The organism is Streptomyces dioscori (genome assembly GCF_003024195.1).
Taxonomy (GTDB): Bacteria; Actinomycetota; Actinomycetes; order Streptomycetales; family Streptomycetaceae; genus Streptomyces; species Streptomyces dioscori.
Map to the genome: position 1 here is coordinate 1 of NZ_KZ679045.1, position 15769 is coordinate 15769.

The window sequence follows — 15769 nt, forward strand, 5'->3', positions numbered from 1 at the left end:
CCACCGATGCAGAAGAACGCGAACGACGTGACCAGGTACATCGTGCCGATCGTCTTGTGGTCCGTGGTGGTCAGCCACTTGATCACGACGTTGCCGGGCTGCTTGCGCCGTACCGGCAGCTCGCTCTCGTACGAGTCTTCAGCCGCGGCGGCACCCTGAGGTTCGTTGAGGATGCTCACAGGTTGTTCGTCTCCCGGTTCTTCTCGTGGTCCGTCTGCTCGATGCCGGCCGGGACGTAACCGGTCTGACCCTTCTCGGCGAGCTCCTTGAGGTGGGCCTCGTAGCGCTCGGGAGAGACGACCTTCACGTTGAAGAGCATCCGGGAGTGGTCGACGCCGCAGAGCTCGGCGCACTTGCCCAGGAAGGTGCCCTCCTTGTTGGGGGTCACCTGGAAGGAGTTGGTGTGACCCGGGATGACGTCCTGCTTCATGAGGAACGGCACCACCCAGAAGGAGTGGATGACGTCACGCGAAGTGAGGACGAAGCGGACCGTCTTGCCCTTGGGGAGCCAGAGGGTCGGACCCGGGTTGAGCGTCTGCGGGTTCTTCGAGGCGGGCGTACCGACGTCGTAGACCCCGCCGGCGGCCGCCGGGAAGTCCTTCTTGAAGCGATCCGGGATCGCGTCGAGATTCTTGTCGGTCTTCGCGTCACCGGTCGAGCCGTCGACGTTCTCGATGTAGTTGAAGCCCCAGCTCCACTGGAAGCCGACGACGTTGACCGTGACGTCGGGCTTCTTGTCGAGACTGAGGATCTTCGACTCGTCGCGGGCTGTGAAGTAGAACAGCACCGAGACGATGATGAGGGGGACCACCGTGTACAGCGCCTCGATGGGCATGTTGTACCGGGTCTGCGGGGGAACCTCGACCTTGGTGCGGCTGCGCCGGTGGAAGAACGCGCTCCACAGGATCAGGCCCCAGACCAGCACGCCCGTGGCGAGTGCTGCGGCCCACGAGCCCTGCCACAGGGAGAGGATCCGGGGAGCCTCTTCCGTGGTCGGGGTGGGCATACCAAGGCGGGGGAAGTCCTTGTATGTGCAACCGGTCGCGGTCGCCAGGACCAGACCCGCAGTCAGTGCCTGCAGCAGCTTCCGCCGCATCGGGCGCCGCGGCGAGCGGTCGGAGCCGTAGGGACTCACGTAGCGCCTTCCGAGAGTCTCGCCCGCGCGGTTGGCTGCGGCCTTCTCGCTGGTCGGTCGCCGCCCTGCGTCGGGCAGGGGTTTGGATGTTTATGCGGACCAAACCCTACTGGACGCTTTTTGGGGTCGCGCGGGGAGGGTCCCCAACGCGCCGCCACTCACCCCGAAGGGGTGGAATACGGGGCTCTGCGAGGCATGTGACGGGGCGTTCGGGTGTGCGCGCGTTCCGAGGCACCATGGTCCGCCACCGACGCACGGCCGCCGCGTCCCTGCGGGACGGTTCCCCTGCGGGGCGGTCCGTCGACGACCGCGGGCACGTCGCGGCGGGCCGCGCGGTTCCCCTGCGGGACGGTTCGTCGGACGGGCGCGGGTGCGTCGTGGCTGGCCGCGCCGTTCCCCGCGCCCCTGAGGCCCTTGGGGGCGCGGGGAACTGCGCGGTCAGCCCCCACCGGCCCGCAGACGACCTAACCGACCCCCCATACCCCCGCTACCCCCGCCGGAGGCCACCGCATAGCGTGAGCGTCGTGTCCTACTTCGACGCCGCGTCGTCCGCCCCCCTCCACCCCGTCGCCCGCCAGGCCCTGCACGCCTCGCTCGACGAAGGCTGGGCGGACCCCGCCCGCCTCTACCGCGAGGGCCGCCGCGCCAGGCTCCTCCTGGACGCCGCCCGCGAGGCCGCCGCCGAGGCGATCGGCTGCCGCCCGGACGAGCTGGTGTTCACCACGTCCGGCACCCGCGCCGTACACACGGGAATCGCCGGCGCGCTCGCCGGCCGGCACCGCGTCGGACGCCACCTGATCGTGTCCGCGGTCGAACACTCTTCGGTACTCCATTCGGCGGAGTCGCACCTCCAAGCCGGCGGAACGGTGTCCGAAGTGCCCGTTCTGCGGACAGGCGCGGTCTCCCCCGACGCGTACGCGGACGCCCTGCGCCCCGACACCGCGCTCGCCTGCCTCCAGTCCGCCAACCACGAGGTGGGGACGCACCAGCCGGTGGTCGAGGTCGCGGAGGCGTGCCGCGGCGCGGGTGTACCGCTGCTGGTGGACGCGGCGCAGTCGCTGGCCTGGGGCCCGGTCGAAGGCGGCTGGTCCCTGCTCACGGGCAGCGCCCACAAGTGGGGCGGACCGGCGGGCGTCGGCCTCCTCGCCGTACGCAAGGGGGTGCGGTACGCGCCTCAAGGCCCCGCCGACGAGCGGGAGTCGGGGCGCGCTCCCGGCTTCGAGAACATCCCGGCCGTCGTCGCCGCCGCGGCCTCCCTGCGGGCCGTACGGGCCGAGGCCGCCGCCGAGTCGGTCCGGCTGCGCGAGCTGACGGACCGGATCCGCGCGCGGGTGCCCGAACTGGTCCCGGACGTGGAGGTGGTGGGCGATCCGGTCACCCGGCTGCCCCATCTCCTCACCTTCTCCTGTCTCTATGTCGACGGAGAGACACTGCTGCACGAGCTGGACCGCGAGGGGTTCTCGGTGTCGTCCGGATCGTCCTGCACTAGCAGCACGCTGACACCCAGCCATGTGCTGAAGGCGATGGGAGTGCTGAGCGAGGGCAATGTGCGGGTGTCGTTGCCGCTGGGCACACCGGCCGAGGAGGTGGACCGCTTCCTGGCCGTCCTGCCCGTCGCGGTCGCCGCGGTCCGCGAGAAGCTGGGCGCTCCCGGGCCGGCCGCCGTGACGGTGTCGCCCTCCGGCGCGCCGGACGCGCTCGTCGTGGACGCCCTCGGCAAGCGCTGCCCGATCCCGGTGATCGAACTCGCCAAGGTGATCACCGAGGTCCCGCTCGGTGGCACGGTCCGGGTCCTGTCGGACGACGAGGCGGCACGGCTGGACATTCCGGCGTGGTGCGAGATGCGGGGGCAGGAGTATGTGGGCGCGGAACCGGCACCCCGGGGCACGGCGTACCTGGTCCGCCGGGTGACCCTCTAGCGCCACCGCGGCCCGCCGCCGCACGAACGCCGCCGAGCTCAGGCGCCACGGCCCGCCGCCGTACGAACGCCGCCGAGCTCGGGCGCCGCGGCCCGCCGCCGTGCGGACGCCGGCGAGCTCGGGTGACGCGGCCCGTCGCCGCACGGACGCCGGCGAGCTCGGGTAGCGCGGTACGTCGGCGACTGCGGGCCCGTCGTGGTCACCCGCGCAGTTCCCCGCGCCCCTCGGGGAGGGGCTACGCCCCATCCCCGCCCCCGCCCCGTCAGGGGCGCGGGGAACTGCGCAATCCTTGGCCTCAAGCCCCCGAGCGCGCAGGACAGAGCGCAGCCTCACCCCCACTCCCCTCTAGGGGCGCGGGGAACTGCGCGGCCCGCCCCCACGCGCCCGCGGAGAACAATGCGCCCGAGGCACTCGGACCCGGGGCAGCGGCCTAGGCCAGATGCCCCTGGACCTGCGTCGCCGCGTCATGCCCGTACGCCTTCGTGAAGCGGTCGAGGAAGTGCGACCGCCGCAGCTGATACTCCTGCGTGCCCTTCGTCTCGATGACCAGCGTCGCCAGCATGCACCCGACCTGCGCCGCCCGCTCGTGCCCGACCCCCCACGTCAGCCCCGACAGGAACCCAGCCCGGAAGGCGTCCCCGACCCCGGTCGGGTCGACCTTCGCCGTCTCCTCCGGACAGCCGACCTCGATCGGGTCGGACCCGACGGCCTCGATGCGCACGCCGCGCGCCCCGAGCGTGGTCACCCGGTGGCCGACCCGCGACAGGATCTCCGCGTCGCTCCAGCCGGTCTTGGACTCGATGAGCCCCTTCTCGTACTCGTTCGAGAAGAGGTACGTCGCCCCGTCGAGCAGCAGCCGGATCTCGTCGCCGTCCATCCGCGCGATCTGCTGGGAGAAGTCCGCGGCGAACGGGATCGAGCGCGTCCGGCACTCCTCGGTGTGCCGGAGCATCCCTTCGGGGTCGTCCGCGCCGATGAGGACGAGGTCGAGCCCGCCCACCCGGTCGGCGACCTTCTTGAGCTCGATGAGGCGGGCCTCGCTCATGGCACCCGTGTAGAAGGAGCCGATCTGGTTGTGGTCGGCGTCCGTGGTGCAGACGAAGCGCGCGGTGTGCAGCACCTCGGAGATCCGCACGGACTCGGTGTCGACGCCGTGCCGGTCGAGCCAGGCCCGGTACTCGTCGAAGTCGGAGCCCGCGGCCCCGACCAGGATGGGCGACGAGCCGAGCTGGCCCATGCCGAACGCGATGTTCGCGCCCACGCCGCCCCGGCGTACGTCCAGATTGTCGACCAGGAAGGAGAGGGAGACCGTGTGCAGCTGATCCGCGACCAGTTGGTCGGCGAAGCGGCCGGGGAAGGTCATGAGGTGGTCGGTGGCGATGGAGCCCGAGACAGCGATACGCACGGCTAGGACACACTCCTGCGAGGAGGGGGATTGACAGTTCACGCTATCGGGTCGGCGTACGGCCGACGGTGGGGTCCTACTGGAGTCGTCACCGCAGTCCGCTGGAGTCCTGAGCCGTGAAGCGGGCAGAACTACCCGATAGTAGGGCTTTTCCGTCCGGCTTCCGGTGCATACGGTTCCGTTATGACGAACCTCAAGATCCATGGCGACGCTCCGCTCGGTCTCGAAGCCCTCGCCGCCGCCGAAGGCCCCGAAGGCCCCGAAGGCGGTCTCGCTGAGCTGAGGGGCGACTGCGCGCGGATGGTCCCGCACTGGGAGGCCCCCGCCCGGATCACTGCCCGGCCGGTGTCCCCGGCACTCATCAACGGCGTGACCGTGCCGCCGGCCTCCGCCCGCCTGCTGGACGGCATGTCGGACTACGGCGACTGATCACCCGGCGAAGGCGCGCGGGACGACGACGGCCCGCCGATCCCGAACCCGCTCCCCCTGAAGGGAACCGCACGCTCCCCCGCCGCGTCCCATCGCTGTCCCCCGTAAAGGGGAGGCAGGATACGACCCTGCTCTGCCCTGATCCGGCCCGGTCCGGTCGGGGGTGGGTCCCGTGGGACGACGGCGTGGCAGAAGGAGCAATGCGGTGGACAGCGAGCGACCCGACAACGAAGCGGCCGAAGCCGCCGACGAGGACCGGCCGCGCCGACGGCGTTCCCCGGTGGCCGTCGCCTCGGTGGCGGCCGCCGTGCTCCTCGTCGGAGGCGGCGGCGCGTACTTCGCCGCGACCGCGACCGGCGGCTCCGGAGGCAAGGACGGTTCCGGTGCGCCGCGTGGCGACGGGGACCCGCCGCTCCTGGCCCTCGACGGCTACACGGAGAGCGGTACGAGCAGTGGCAGCGCGGGCTCCGGCGGCACGGACGGTATCGCGCCCGGTGAGCCCGACCCGAACGGCGTGACCTACCGCGCCGAGGGCGACCTGCCGGACGGCCCCTCCTCCGCGGCCGTCTACCGGACCAAGGGCACGGTCACGGCCGCCGAGGTGGCGAAGCTGGCCGAGGCGCTGGGGGTGGAGGGCACCCCGAAGGCGGAGGGCGACGCCTGGAAGGTCGGCGCCACGAAGGACGGCTTCGGGGCCGGTCTGCGCGTGAGCAAGCAGGCGCCCGGTACCTGGACGTTCAGCCGATTCGCCCCCGGCACCGACAACTGCAAGGGCACCACCACGTGCGCGAACCGGAGCGGGCCCGCGGGCCGGAGCGAGAGCGCCGAGGGCGGCGCCGTGGACCCGGTGAGCGCCGCCGCCGCGAAGAAGGCCGCAGCGCCTGTCCTCAAGGCGGTCGGCCAGGACGACGCGAAGCTCGACGCCGGCCAGCTGATGGACGCCGTGCGCGTGGTGAACGCGGAGCCGAAGGTGGGCGGACTGCCGACCTACGGCTGGACGACCGGCGTGCAGATCGGTCCGGACGGCCAGGTGGTGGGCGGCAGCGGCCAGTTGAAGGCCCCGGCGAAGACGGACACGTACCCCGTCATCGGTGCGGAGAAGACCCTCGGTCTGCTGAACGGGTCCGGGACCGGTGACGGGCGCGTGGGTATCGGCGGCTGCGCGAGCCCCGTACCGCTGAAGGAGAAGAACGAGACGCCGTGCGAGGCGTCGAGTGCGGTGCCGAAGTCCGATCCGGTCGTCGTGGAGGACGCCGTGTTCGGGCTCGCCGCGCACTTCGTGGACGGCCGGCAGGCGCTGGTGCCGTCCTGGCTCTTCGAAGTACGGCCCGCGGGGACCGACGACACGTTCACGGTCACCCATCCCGCGGTCGACCCTGAGTACCTGACGGCCCCGCAGCCGCCGAAGACCGAGCCGAGCGGCAGCGCGACCGGGCGGCCGAGCCCGCGCACCAGCGAACCCGGTGGCGGGACGAGCACGGAGCCCGAGACCCGGGACGTACGGGTCGAGGGTTACAGCGCGGACGGCAAGGAACTGACCGTGCGCTTCACCGGCGGTGTCTGCAGCGACTACTCGGCCTCGGCGGACGAGAGCGGCGGCGAGGTGACGGTCAAGGTCATCGACAAGCCGGAAAAGCCGGACAAGGTCTGCATCCTGATCGCCAAGGTCTTCCACGAGAAGATCGACCTCGACAAGCCGCTCGGGGACCGCAAGGTGGTCGGCTCGGACGGCAAGGCAGTACCCAAGGAGAAGGATCTGCCCAACCCGACCGGCTGACGGCCGGAGGGCCGGGCAGCACCGCGGCCCGTCGGCCCGTCGGTCCGGGAACGCGAAAGGCGGCGCCCTGTTGGAGGGGGCGCCGCCTTTCGCTGTCGCCACGGCTTACGGGGCCATGGCCGGCCGACTAGCTGAACGAGTCGCCGCAGGCGCAGGAGCCCGTCGCGTTCGGGTTGTCGATCGTGAAGCCCTGCTTCTCGATGGTGTCCACGAAGTCGATGGAGGCACCGCCCAGGTACGGAGCGCTCATGCGGTCGGTGACGACCTTCACACCGCCGAAGTCCTTGACGACGTCGCCGTCGAGGGAGCGCTCGTCGAAGAAGAGCTGGTACCGCAGGCCGGAGCAGCCGCCGGGCTGGACGGCGACGCGCAGCGCCAGGTCGTCGCGGCCCTCCTGCTCCAGCAGGCCCTTGACCTTGGCCGCGGCGGCGTCCGACAGGAGGATGCCGTCGCTCACGGTGGTGGTCTCGTCCGATACGGACATCTGCTTCTCTCCCGGGTTGTACGGAGACTGCTTGCCGACGGTTCCAACCGGCGGGGCCGCGGATTCATTCCGGGCCGGGCTTTGAGTCTTTGTCTTCTCTCTTCATGCTCGCACACCCGCCCGGAAGCGGAAAACGGCCTGTGGACAACGTCGATGGACGGCCGTCGGGGTCCTCACGGCGGCCTCCACGGGATTCACGTCACATGGACGCTATGGGCATCGTCAACGTGACGTGAAGCGGTTATGATAGATAGCGTCATTTCGACGAAAAGGCGTGTCCTGCTTGATCGCTCCAGTCGGACGGTCCAAGCGAGCCGCAGAACAGAAAGGGTGCGTGTCGTGACCACCGCCCAGACCCAGGAACTCGACGTACAGCCGACGCCCCTCGCCCTGCTGCTGCTCGGTCGCGAGGCCGACCCGCGGAGCGAGCGCGGCGTCGAGTGTCCCGGTGACCTGCCCTCGCCGTCCGACCCGAACCTGGTGGAGCGCGCCCGCGCCGCCAGGGAGAAGCTCGGCAGCAAGGTGTTCGTGCTCGGTCACCACTACCAGCGCGACGAGGTCATCCAGTTCGCGGATGTCACGGGCGACTCCTTCAAGCTGGCCAGGGACGCCGCCGCGCGCCCCGAGGCCGAGTACATCGTGTTCTGCGGTGTGCACTTCATGGCCGAGTCGGCGGACATCCTGACCTCCGACGACCAGAAGGTCGTCCTGCCCGACCTGGCCGCCGGGTGCTCGATGGCCGACATGGCCACCGCCGAGCAGGTCGCCGAGTGCTGGGACGTGCTGATCGAGGCGGGGGTGGCCGAGCAGGTCGTGCCCGTCTCGTACATGAACTCCTCCGCGGACATCAAGGCGTTCACGGGCAAGCACGGCGGCACGATCTGCACGTCGTCCAATGCGAAGAAGGCCCTGGAGTGGGCGTTCGAGCAGGGCGAGAAGGTGCTGTTCCTGCCCGACCAGCACCTGGGCCGCAACACCGCCGTGCGGGACATGGGGATGTCGCTCGACGACTGTGTCCTCTACAACCCGCACAAGCCCAACGGCGGCCTGACCGCCGAGCAGCTGCGGAACGCGAAGATGATCCTGTGGCGCGGGCACTGCTCGGTGCACGGCCGCTTCTCGGTGGAGTCGGTGGAGGACGTCCGCGCCCGGATACCCGGCGTGAACGTGCTGGTGCACCCCGAGTGCAAGCACGAGGTCGTGAGCGCGGCGGACTACGTGGGATCCACGGAGTACATCATCAAGGCGCTGGAGGCGGCTCCGGCCGGCTCGAAGTGGGCCATCGGTACGGAGCTGAATCTCGTCCGCCGCCTGGCGAACCGGTTCGCGCCCGAGGGCAAGGAGGTCGTCTTCCTCGACAAGACGGTCTGCTTCTGCTCGACGATGAACCGGATCGACCTGCCGCACCTGGTCTGGACCCTGGAGTCCCTGGCCGAGGGGAATCTCGTCAACCGCATCGAGGTCGACCGCGAGACGGAGCAGTTCGCGAAGCTGGCGCTGGAACGGATGCTGGCGCTGCCGTAACCGTTCGTCTGCGGCCCCGGTGGGGGCTGATCGCGCAGTTCCCCGCGCCCCTAAAAGCAAAAGACTGCGCCGTTCCTCGCGCCCCTACTCGGTAGGGGCGCGGGGAACGGCGCAATCGGTGACCTACACCCCCACTGCCTCCCGCTCGGCGGCAGCCGTCCGCTTCGCGGACTTCTTCTCCGCGCGGCGCTCCTTGCGGAGCTCCACCATCGCGTACAGCGTCGGTACGAGCAGCAGCGTCAGCAGCGTCGATGTGATCAGACCGCCGATCACGACCACCGCGAGCGGCTGGGCGATGAAGCCGCCCTCGCCGGTGATGCCCAGGGCCATCGGCAGCAGGGCGAAGATGGTCGCCAGGGCCGTCATGAGGATCGGGCGGAGACGGTGCCTGCCGCCCTCGATCACGGCCTCCACGACCCCGTACCCCTGCTTGCGGTACTGGTTGATCAGGTCGATCAGCACGATCGCGTTGGTGACGACGATGCCGATGAGCATCAGCATGCCGATCAGCGACGGCACGCCCAGCGGGGTGCCGGTCACCAGGAGCAGACCGATCGCTCCCGTCGCCGCGAACGGGATCGAGACGAGCAGGATCAGCGGCTGGATCAGCGACCGGAAGGTCGCCACCAGCAGCATGAACACGATCGCGATCGCCGCGAGCATCGCGAGGCCGAGGGACGCGAACGCGTCGTCCTGGTCCTCGGAGACACCGCCGATGGACGCCGTGGCCCCGGCCGGCAGCTTCAGCTTGTCGAGCTTCGTCGTCAGCTCGTTGCTGACCGCGCCGGTGTTGTCGCCGGTCGGCTTGGCCGTGATGGTGGCCGCGCGCTGACCGTCGATGCGGGTCATCGACACCGGGCCGTCGACCAGCTTCACCGTCGCGATGTCGCCGAGCTTCACCGGACCGAGCTTGAGGTTCTTCAGCTCGGCCAGCGTCGCGGCGGGCTTCGCCGACTTGATGACGACGTCCCGCTCGGTGTCGTCGAGGATCGCCTTGCCGCTGGTGGTGCCGCGGACGGCCTGGCCGACGGCCGCGCCGAGCGTGGCGTCGTTGAACCCGGCGGCGGCGGCCTTGTCGTTGGCCTTGACGGAGATGCGCGGCACCGACTGGGCGAGGTCGCTGGTCACGTCGGTGACGTCGTCCAGCTTCGCGACCTCGTCGCGGACCTTCTCCGCCGCCTCGCGCAGCACCTCGCCGTCGGCGGACTTCACCACGACGCTCAGGTCCTGGCTGCCGAAGCCGTCACCGGCCGCGACCGTCGTCGTACCGATCCCGGAGAGCTTGCCGAGCCCCTCCTCGATGCTGTCCTGCACGTCGTCGAAGGAGGCCGAGTCGGCGACCTTCACGGTGTACGAGGCCTGGTTGGTGTCCGTGCCCCCGCCGAACGCGGCCATGAAGCCGGAGGAGCCGATCGTGACCTGGTAGTCCTCGACGCCCTTGACGCCGGCGAGCATCCGCTCGACCTTCTTCGCCTGCGCGTCGGTCGCGGCCAGGCTGGTGCCGGGCTTCAGCTCCTGCTTGACGGAGAGGACCTCCTGGTCGCCCGGGTCGAAGAAGTTCGTCTTCAGCAGGGGCGTCATGCCGAACGTACCGAGGAGCACGACCACCGCGATGGCCACACTGGTGAGGCGGCGGCGGGTGGCGAAGCGCAGGACGGGGACGTAGAAGCGCTGGAGGCGGCTGCGGGCCTCCTTCTCCTCGGCCTTGCGGCGGGCCTCCTCCGGGTCGGCCCCGCGTACGTCCTTGGGGGCGCGCAGGAACCAGTACGACAGGACGGGGACGACCGTCAGCGAGACGAGCAGCGAGGCCAGCAGGGCCGCGGTGACCGTCAGGGAGAACGAGCCGAAGAGCTCGCCGACCACACCGCCGGTCAGACCGATGGGCAGGAAGACCGCGACCGTGGTGAGCGTCGAGGCGGTGACCGCGCCCGCGACCTCGCGTACCGCCTTGAGGATCGCCTCCTGGCGCTCCTCGCCGTAGCCGAGGTGCCGCTTGATGTTCTCCAGGACCACGATCGAGTCGTCGACGACCCGGCCGATGGCGATGGTCAGGGCGCCCAGCGTGAGGACGTTGAGCGATTCGTCGCGGACCCACAGCACGATCAGCGCGAGGACGACCGACATCGGGATGGAGACCGCGGTGACCAGCGTCGAGCGGACCGACGCCAGGAAGACCAGGATCACCAGGACCGCGAAGAGCAGTCCGAGAGCGCCTTCGGTGGTCAGGCCCGCGATGGACTTGGAGACGGCGGGGCCCTGGTCGCTGACGACCGTCAGGGTGGCGCCGGAACCGAGGTCCTTGCGCAGGCCGGGCAGCTTGTCCTGGACGTCGTCGGAGACCGCGACCGCGCTGCCGTCGTGGTCCATGGTGACGGAGATCGCGAGGCTGGGCTTGCCGTCGGTGCGGGTGATGGACTCCGTCCTGGCGGGCTTCTCCGCGACGGTGGCGACGGAGGCGAGTCGTACGGGCTTCTTGCCGCCGCCCGCGCCTTCGCCCCCGCCCGTGACCATCAGGTCCTCGATCTGCTTCAGCGAGGTGAAGCCGCCGCCGACCTGGACGGTGCGGTTGCTGCCGTCCTCGTCGAAGGACCCGGCCGGTACGGTCGCGCCGCCCGCCTGGAGGGCCTGGCCGAGCGCGGCCGTGGTCAGCCCCGCCTTCGCCAGCTTCGCGTCGTCGGGCGTGACCGCGACCTCAAGGTCCCGTACGCCGTCGACCGTGACCTGGGCGACGCCGTCGATGTCCTTCAGCGCGGGGACGACCGTACGGTCCAGCTGGTCCGAGAGGGCCTGCTGGTCCTTGCCGGAGGTGACGGCGAGGACCACGGTCGGGATGTCGTCGGTCGAACCGGCGACCACCTGCGGGTCCACGTCGTCCGGGAGCTGGGCGCGGGCGCGGTTCACGGCCTGCTGGACGTCGGCGACGATCCGGGCGGAGTCGTTGCCGTAGTCGAAGGAGGCCATGATCAGGGCGTTGCCCTCACTGGCCGTGGAGGTGACGCCGGAGATCCCGTCGACCGCTTCGAGGTTGTCCTCGATGGGCTCGACGACCTGCTTCTCGACCACGTCGGGGGACGCGCCCTGGTACGGCGCCAGGACCGACACCATGGGCAGTTCGATGGTGGGCAGCAGCTGCTGCTTGAGTTGCGGTATCGCTATCGCCCCGAAGACGAGCGCGATGATCGACATCAGCCCGATGAGGGCACGCTGGGCGAGGCTGAAGCGGGACAGCCAGGACATGGGTGACGGGTCTCTCTTCTGTTGCTTGAGGCGGTTGCCTGTGTGACTGGAGGCTGTTGCCTGGGTGTGGGGAGCGGCGCGGTGGGCTCTGCTGAGCGGATGGGCTCATGTGAGCGTCCGCCTATCACTCTGAGCCATGGGTGGGGCCACTCCCCTCGCCCCCAGGTCCCGTTTCCTTATACGGCGCATACCGCGCCCGCAGTACGTACGGGTGGAGCTCACTCCACCCTTGGGCGTACCAGTCCGGACTCGTAGGCGATCACCACGAGTTGGGCCCTGTCACGGGCTCCCAGCTTGGCCATGGCCCGGTTGACGTGCGTCTTCACGGTGAGCGGACTGACTTCCAGACGCTCGGCGATCTCGTCGTTGGAGTGCCCGCCGGCGACCTGGACGAGGACCTCGCGCTCGCGGACGGTGAGTGCTTCGAGGCGTTCGGCGCGGGCGGGGTCGCGGTCGTCGTCGCCGCCCTGCGCGAGGAACTTCGCGATCAGCCCCTTGGTGGCGGCGGGCGACAGCAGGGCGTCGCCGGCCGCCGCGACGCGGATGGCGTTGAGCAGTTCCTCCGGCTCGGAGCCCTTGCCGAGGAAGCCGGAGGCGCCGGCGCGCAGCGACTGCACCACGTACTCGTCGACCTCGAAGGTCGTCAGCATGACGACGCGCACCTGGGCGAGGCCGGGGTCGGCACTGATGAGCCGGGTCGCGGCCAGTCCGTCGGTGCCGGGCATGCGGATGTCCATCAGGACGACGTCGGCCCGCTCCTCGCGGGCGAGACGGACCGCCTCCGCGCCGTCCGAGGCCTCTCCGACCACCTCCATGTCGGGCTCGGAGTCGACCAGGACGCGAAAGGCGCTGCGCAGCAGGGCCTGGTCGTCGGCGAGCAGGACACGGATCGTCATACGGGGTTCCCCTTGGCTGCCTCGGTCGTGGACGCGGTGGCTGTCGTGGAAGCGGTGGCCTTCGCGGACGCGGTGGCTGTGGTAGACGCGGTGGCTCCGGCGCGGCTCTTGACCGGCAGGATCGCATGCACCCGGAAGCCGCCTCCGTATCGGGGTCCCGCGCTGCAGGTGCCGCCGAGCGCGGTGACCCGCTCGCGCATGCCGAGCAGTCCGTGACCGCCGTTCTCCTCCAGACGGGCGGGCGCGTCATCGCCGGGGCCGTTGTCGAGGACGGTGATCTCCACGTTCGGGCCCACCCGCACGACGCTGACCTCGGCCTTCGCCTCCTGGCCCGCATGCTTGCGCACATTGGTGAGGGCTTCCTGGATGACGCGGTACGCGGCCAGGTCGACGGCCGCCGGCAGGGCCGTGCCCTGGTCGGTGCGGGCCACTTCGACGGGCAGGCCCGCGCTGCGGAAGGTGCCGACCAGCTCTTCGAGGCGGTGCAGGCCCGGGGCCGGTTCGGTGGGGGCCTCCGGGTCGCCCGACTGCCTCAGCAGGCCGACCGTGGCGCGGAGTTCGTTGAGCGCGGAGCGGCTCGCCTCACGGACGTGGGCCAGGGCCTCCTTCGCCTGGTCGGGTCGCTTGTCCATGACGTGCGCGGCGACTCCGGCCTGCACATTGACCAGGGCGATGTGGTGGGCGACGACGTCGTGCAGATCGCGGGCGATACGCAGGCGTTCCTCCGCGACGCGGCGGCGGGCCTCCTCCTCACGGGTGCGTTCGGCCCGCTCGGCGCGCTCCCTGATGGCGTGCACGAAGGCGCGGCGGCTGCGGACCGCGTCGCCCGCGGCGGCGGCCATGCCCGTCCAGGCGAAGATTCCCAGGTTCTCCTGGGCGTACCAGGGCAGAGGGCCCGCGAGCATGGCGAAGGCGGTCAGGACCGTCATCGTGAGCAGGCCCACGCGCCACGTGGTGGGGCGGTCGGTCGCGGCGGCGACGGTGTACAGGGCGACCACGGCGGACATCGCCACGGGGGCGCGGGGGTCGCCCGTCACGAACTCCACGACGGACAGGGCGCCGGTCGCGGCGAGGACCCCGAGCGGGTGCCTGCGGCGGAGGACCAGGGTGGCCGCGGCGAGCAGCATGAGGGTGAGGCCGAGGGCGTCGGGGGCGCGGGTGCCCCACATCGTGCCGCCGTGCCGACCGTTCGGCTCCGCGAAGGAGCCGGCCAGCATGCAGGCGAGGACCGCGGTGGCGAGAGTGGCGTCGGCGACGAGGGGGTGGGACCGCAGCCAGGTCCTTGCGCGCGTCAGTGTGCTCACGCTTCTTTACGGTACGGGGCCCTGGCGGGGGCGGGGGGTTCGGCTACGGCCTCGGCTTCGGCTGGGGCCGATGGGGGCTTGTTGCGCAGTTCCCCGCGCCCCTGGGGGGGGTGGGGGCCTCGCGGAGAGGGTTCGCTGCGGACCGTGGGGGTTGGCCGCGCCGTTCCCCGCGCCCCTCAGGGGGGTGGGGGCGGGGCGGAGGGTTCGCCTGCGGGCCCGGTGGGGGTTGGCCGCGCCGTTCCCCGCGCCCCTCAGGGGGGTGGGGGTGGGGCGGAGAATTCACCTGCGGGCCCGGTGGGGGCTGAGCGCGCCGTTCCCCGCGCCCCTGAAAAGCGGGGCTGCGCCCCGGCCTTTCGTTTTTGGCCTGTCCGGCGTTTGAGGGCCGGGGGTTCGGGGGCGAAAGGGAACGTCAGCCGGGGAGCAGGCCGTCGTCCGTCAGGAGTTCTCGGACTTCCGACAGCGTCGCGTCCGCGGACGGGAGGATCAGTTCCGACGGTTCCAGCGAGTCGTCCGGGAGCGGCGCCCCCAGACGACGCACCGCGTCGAGCAGCGCCCCCAGCGTCCGCCGGAACCCCTCCTCGTCCCCGGCCCGAGTCTCCGCGAGGAGCTCGTCGTCCAGCTCGTTCAGCTCGGCGAGGTGCCCGTCGTCCAGCCTCACCTGTCCCTCCCCCATGATCCGTACGATCATGACGCCCTCCTCGGCGTGGGACGCTCCCGCGTTCTGCGGCTACTGCTTGTCGAAGCGCGGGGTGTCCGACTTCGACGGCTGCTGGGACTGAGTCTGCCCCTGACCGCCCTCGATCGCCTGCTGGGACGAGGACCCCCCGGCCAGTTCGGCCTTCATCCGCTGCAGTTCGAGCTCGACGTCCGTACCCCCGGACAGCCGGTCCAGCTCGCTCTGGATGTCGTCCTTGGCGAGCCCGGAGTGGTCGTCGAGCGCGCCGGAGGCGAGCAGCTCGTCGATGGCACCGGCCCGCGCCTGGAGCTGCGCGGTCTTGTCCTCGGCCCGCTGGATGGCCATCCCGACGTCGCCCATCTCCTCGGAGATGCCGGAGAAGGCCTCACCGATCCGGGTCTGCGCCTGGGCGGCCGTGTACGTCGCCTTGATCGTCTCCTTCTTCGTACGGAAGGCGTCGACCTTGGCCTGGAGTCGCTGCGCGGCGAGGGTGAGCTTCTCCTCCTCGCCCTGCAGGGTCTGGTGCTGCGTCTCCAGATCGGTCACCTGCTGCTGGAGGGCGGCCCGGCGGGACAGCGCCTCACGGGCGAGGTCCTCACGGCCGAGCGCGAGCGCCTTGCGCCCCTGGTCCTCCAGTTTGGAGGACTGGCCCTGCAGCTGGTTCAGCTGCAGTTCCAGGCGCTTGCGGGAGGTCGCCACGTCGGCGACGCCGCGGCGCACCTTCTGCAGCAGCTCCAGCTGTTTCTGGTACGAGTAGTCGAGGGTTTCGCGCGGGTCCTCGGCCCGGTCAAGGGCCTTGTTCGCCTTCGCGCGGAAGATCATCCCCATACGCTTCATGACACCGCTCATGGGCTTCGCGCGCCCCCTTCTGACGGACTCCGGCTCCAGCGACTGCAACAGAACCCACAGTACGGGCCCTGCATCCATTACCGCACTGTTCGGGGACGGATGCGCTCATCCCCAAGGACGACTGATGACGATCT

Annotated in this window: 12 protein-coding genes and 1 pseudogene; 4 read left to right on the forward strand and 9 right to left on the reverse strand. The window is 70.8% G+C overall.

The window, feature by feature from the left end; translation table 11 throughout:
- Positions 1-179: pseudogene (locus C6Y14_RS20660) on the reverse strand (cytochrome ubiquinol oxidase subunit I); the annotation flags it as partial.
- Positions 176-1135, reverse strand: coding sequence for an aa3-type cytochrome oxidase subunit II (gene ctaC / locus C6Y14_RS20665; protein ID WP_107018251.1), 960 nt, complete (start codon positions 1133-1135; stop codon positions 176-178). The pseudogene C6Y14_RS20660 and the gene ctaC, both read right to left, overlap by 4 nt.
- A gap of 524 nt (positions 1136-1659) precedes the next feature.
- On the opposite strand from ctaC, the gene C6Y14_RS20675 reads away from it, so the two are divergent.
- Positions 1660-3054 (forward strand): cysteine desulfurase/sulfurtransferase TusA family protein, encoded by a 1395-nt coding sequence (locus C6Y14_RS20675; protein WP_107018588.1) that lies wholly within the window; start codon positions 1660-1662, stop codon positions 3052-3054.
- Positions 3055-3484: 430 nt separating this feature from the next.
- On the opposite strand, the gene C6Y14_RS20680 is transcribed toward C6Y14_RS20675, so the two are convergent.
- Positions 3485-4459, reverse strand: coding sequence for a carbohydrate kinase family protein (locus tag C6Y14_RS20680; protein WP_107018253.1), 975 nt, complete (start codon positions 4457-4459; stop codon positions 3485-3487).
- A gap of 183 nt (positions 4460-4642) precedes the next feature.
- On the opposite strand from C6Y14_RS20680, the gene C6Y14_RS20685 reads away from it, so the two are divergent.
- The gene (locus tag C6Y14_RS20685; RefSeq protein ID WP_107018254.1) at positions 4643-4888 is read left to right on the forward strand and encodes a hypothetical protein; all 246 of its coding nucleotides are present in this window, start codon (positions 4643-4645) and stop codon (positions 4886-4888) included.
- Positions 4889-5093: 205 nt separating this feature from the next.
- Positions 5094-6665 (forward strand): hypothetical protein, encoded by a 1572-nt coding sequence (locus C6Y14_RS20690; protein ID WP_107018255.1) that lies wholly within the window; start codon positions 5094-5096, stop codon positions 6663-6665.
- 127 nt (positions 6666-6792) lie between these two features.
- Here the strand turns inward: C6Y14_RS20690 and C6Y14_RS20695 are convergent, their stop codons facing one another.
- On the reverse strand, positions 6793-7149 hold the full coding sequence (locus tag C6Y14_RS20695) for a HesB/IscA family protein (RefSeq protein ID WP_107018256.1): 357 nt from the start codon (positions 7147-7149) through the stop codon (positions 6793-6795).
- Positions 7150-7488: 339 nt separating this feature from the next.
- Here C6Y14_RS20695 and nadA point away from each other — a divergent pair, with 339 nt between their 5' ends.
- Positions 7489-8673, forward strand: a complete 1185-nt coding sequence (nadA, locus tag C6Y14_RS20700; protein ID WP_107018257.1) for a quinolinate synthase NadA — start codon at positions 7489-7491, stop codon at positions 8671-8673.
- 123 nt (positions 8674-8796) lie between these two features.
- On the opposite strand, the gene C6Y14_RS20705 is transcribed toward nadA, so the two are convergent.
- The 5 genes from C6Y14_RS20705 to C6Y14_RS20725 form a co-directional block, all read right to left on the reverse strand.
- Positions 8797-11910 (reverse strand): efflux RND transporter permease subunit, encoded by a 3114-nt coding sequence (locus tag C6Y14_RS20705; RefSeq protein WP_107018258.1) that lies wholly within the window; start codon positions 11908-11910, stop codon positions 8797-8799.
- A 218-nt stretch (positions 11911-12128) separates the two neighbouring features.
- Positions 12129-12806, reverse strand: coding sequence for a response regulator (locus tag C6Y14_RS20710; protein WP_107018259.1), 678 nt, complete (start codon positions 12804-12806; stop codon positions 12129-12131).
- Entirely contained in the window at positions 12803-14110 is a 1308-nt protein-coding gene (locus tag C6Y14_RS20715) for a sensor histidine kinase (protein ID WP_107018260.1), read from the reverse strand. Before C6Y14_RS20715 ends, C6Y14_RS20710 begins: the two co-directional genes overlap by 4 nt.
- Positions 14111-14519: 409 nt before the next feature.
- Positions 14520-14798, reverse strand: coding sequence for a PspA-associated protein PspAA (gene pspAA / locus C6Y14_RS20720; RefSeq protein ID WP_107018261.1), 279 nt, complete (start codon positions 14796-14798; stop codon positions 14520-14522).
- A gap of 39 nt (positions 14799-14837) precedes the next feature.
- Complete coding sequence (locus tag C6Y14_RS20725) at positions 14838-15635, reverse strand: PspA/IM30 family protein (RefSeq protein ID WP_107018262.1); 798 nt, start codon at positions 15633-15635, stop codon at positions 14838-14840.
- Between the last annotated feature and the right edge of the window lie 134 nt (positions 15636-15769).

Excerpts from the sequence above, each read along its gene's own strand:
- C6Y14_RS20695 (WP_107018256.1), bottom strand. The coding sequence starts at position 7,149 with ATGTCCGTATCGGACGAGACCACCACCGTGAGCGACGGCATCCTCCTG.
- C6Y14_RS20685 (WP_107018254.1), top strand. The coding sequence starts at position 4,643 with ATGACGAACCTCAAGATCCATGGCGACGCTCCGCTCGGTCTCGAAGCC.
- C6Y14_RS20710 (WP_107018259.1), bottom strand. The coding sequence starts at position 12,806 with ATGACGATCCGTGTCCTGCTCGCCGACGACCAGGCCCTGCTGCGCAGC.
- pspAA (WP_107018261.1), bottom strand. The coding sequence starts at position 14,798 with ATGATCGTACGGATCATGGGGGAGGGACAGGTGAGGCTGGACGACGGG.
- C6Y14_RS20705 (WP_107018258.1), bottom strand. The coding sequence starts at position 11,910 with ATGTCCTGGCTGTCCCGCTTCAGCCTCGCCCAGCGTGCCCTCATCGGG.
- C6Y14_RS20725 (WP_107018262.1), bottom strand. The coding sequence starts at position 15,635 with ATGAGCGGTGTCATGAAGCGTATGGGGATGATCTTCCGCGCGAAGGCG.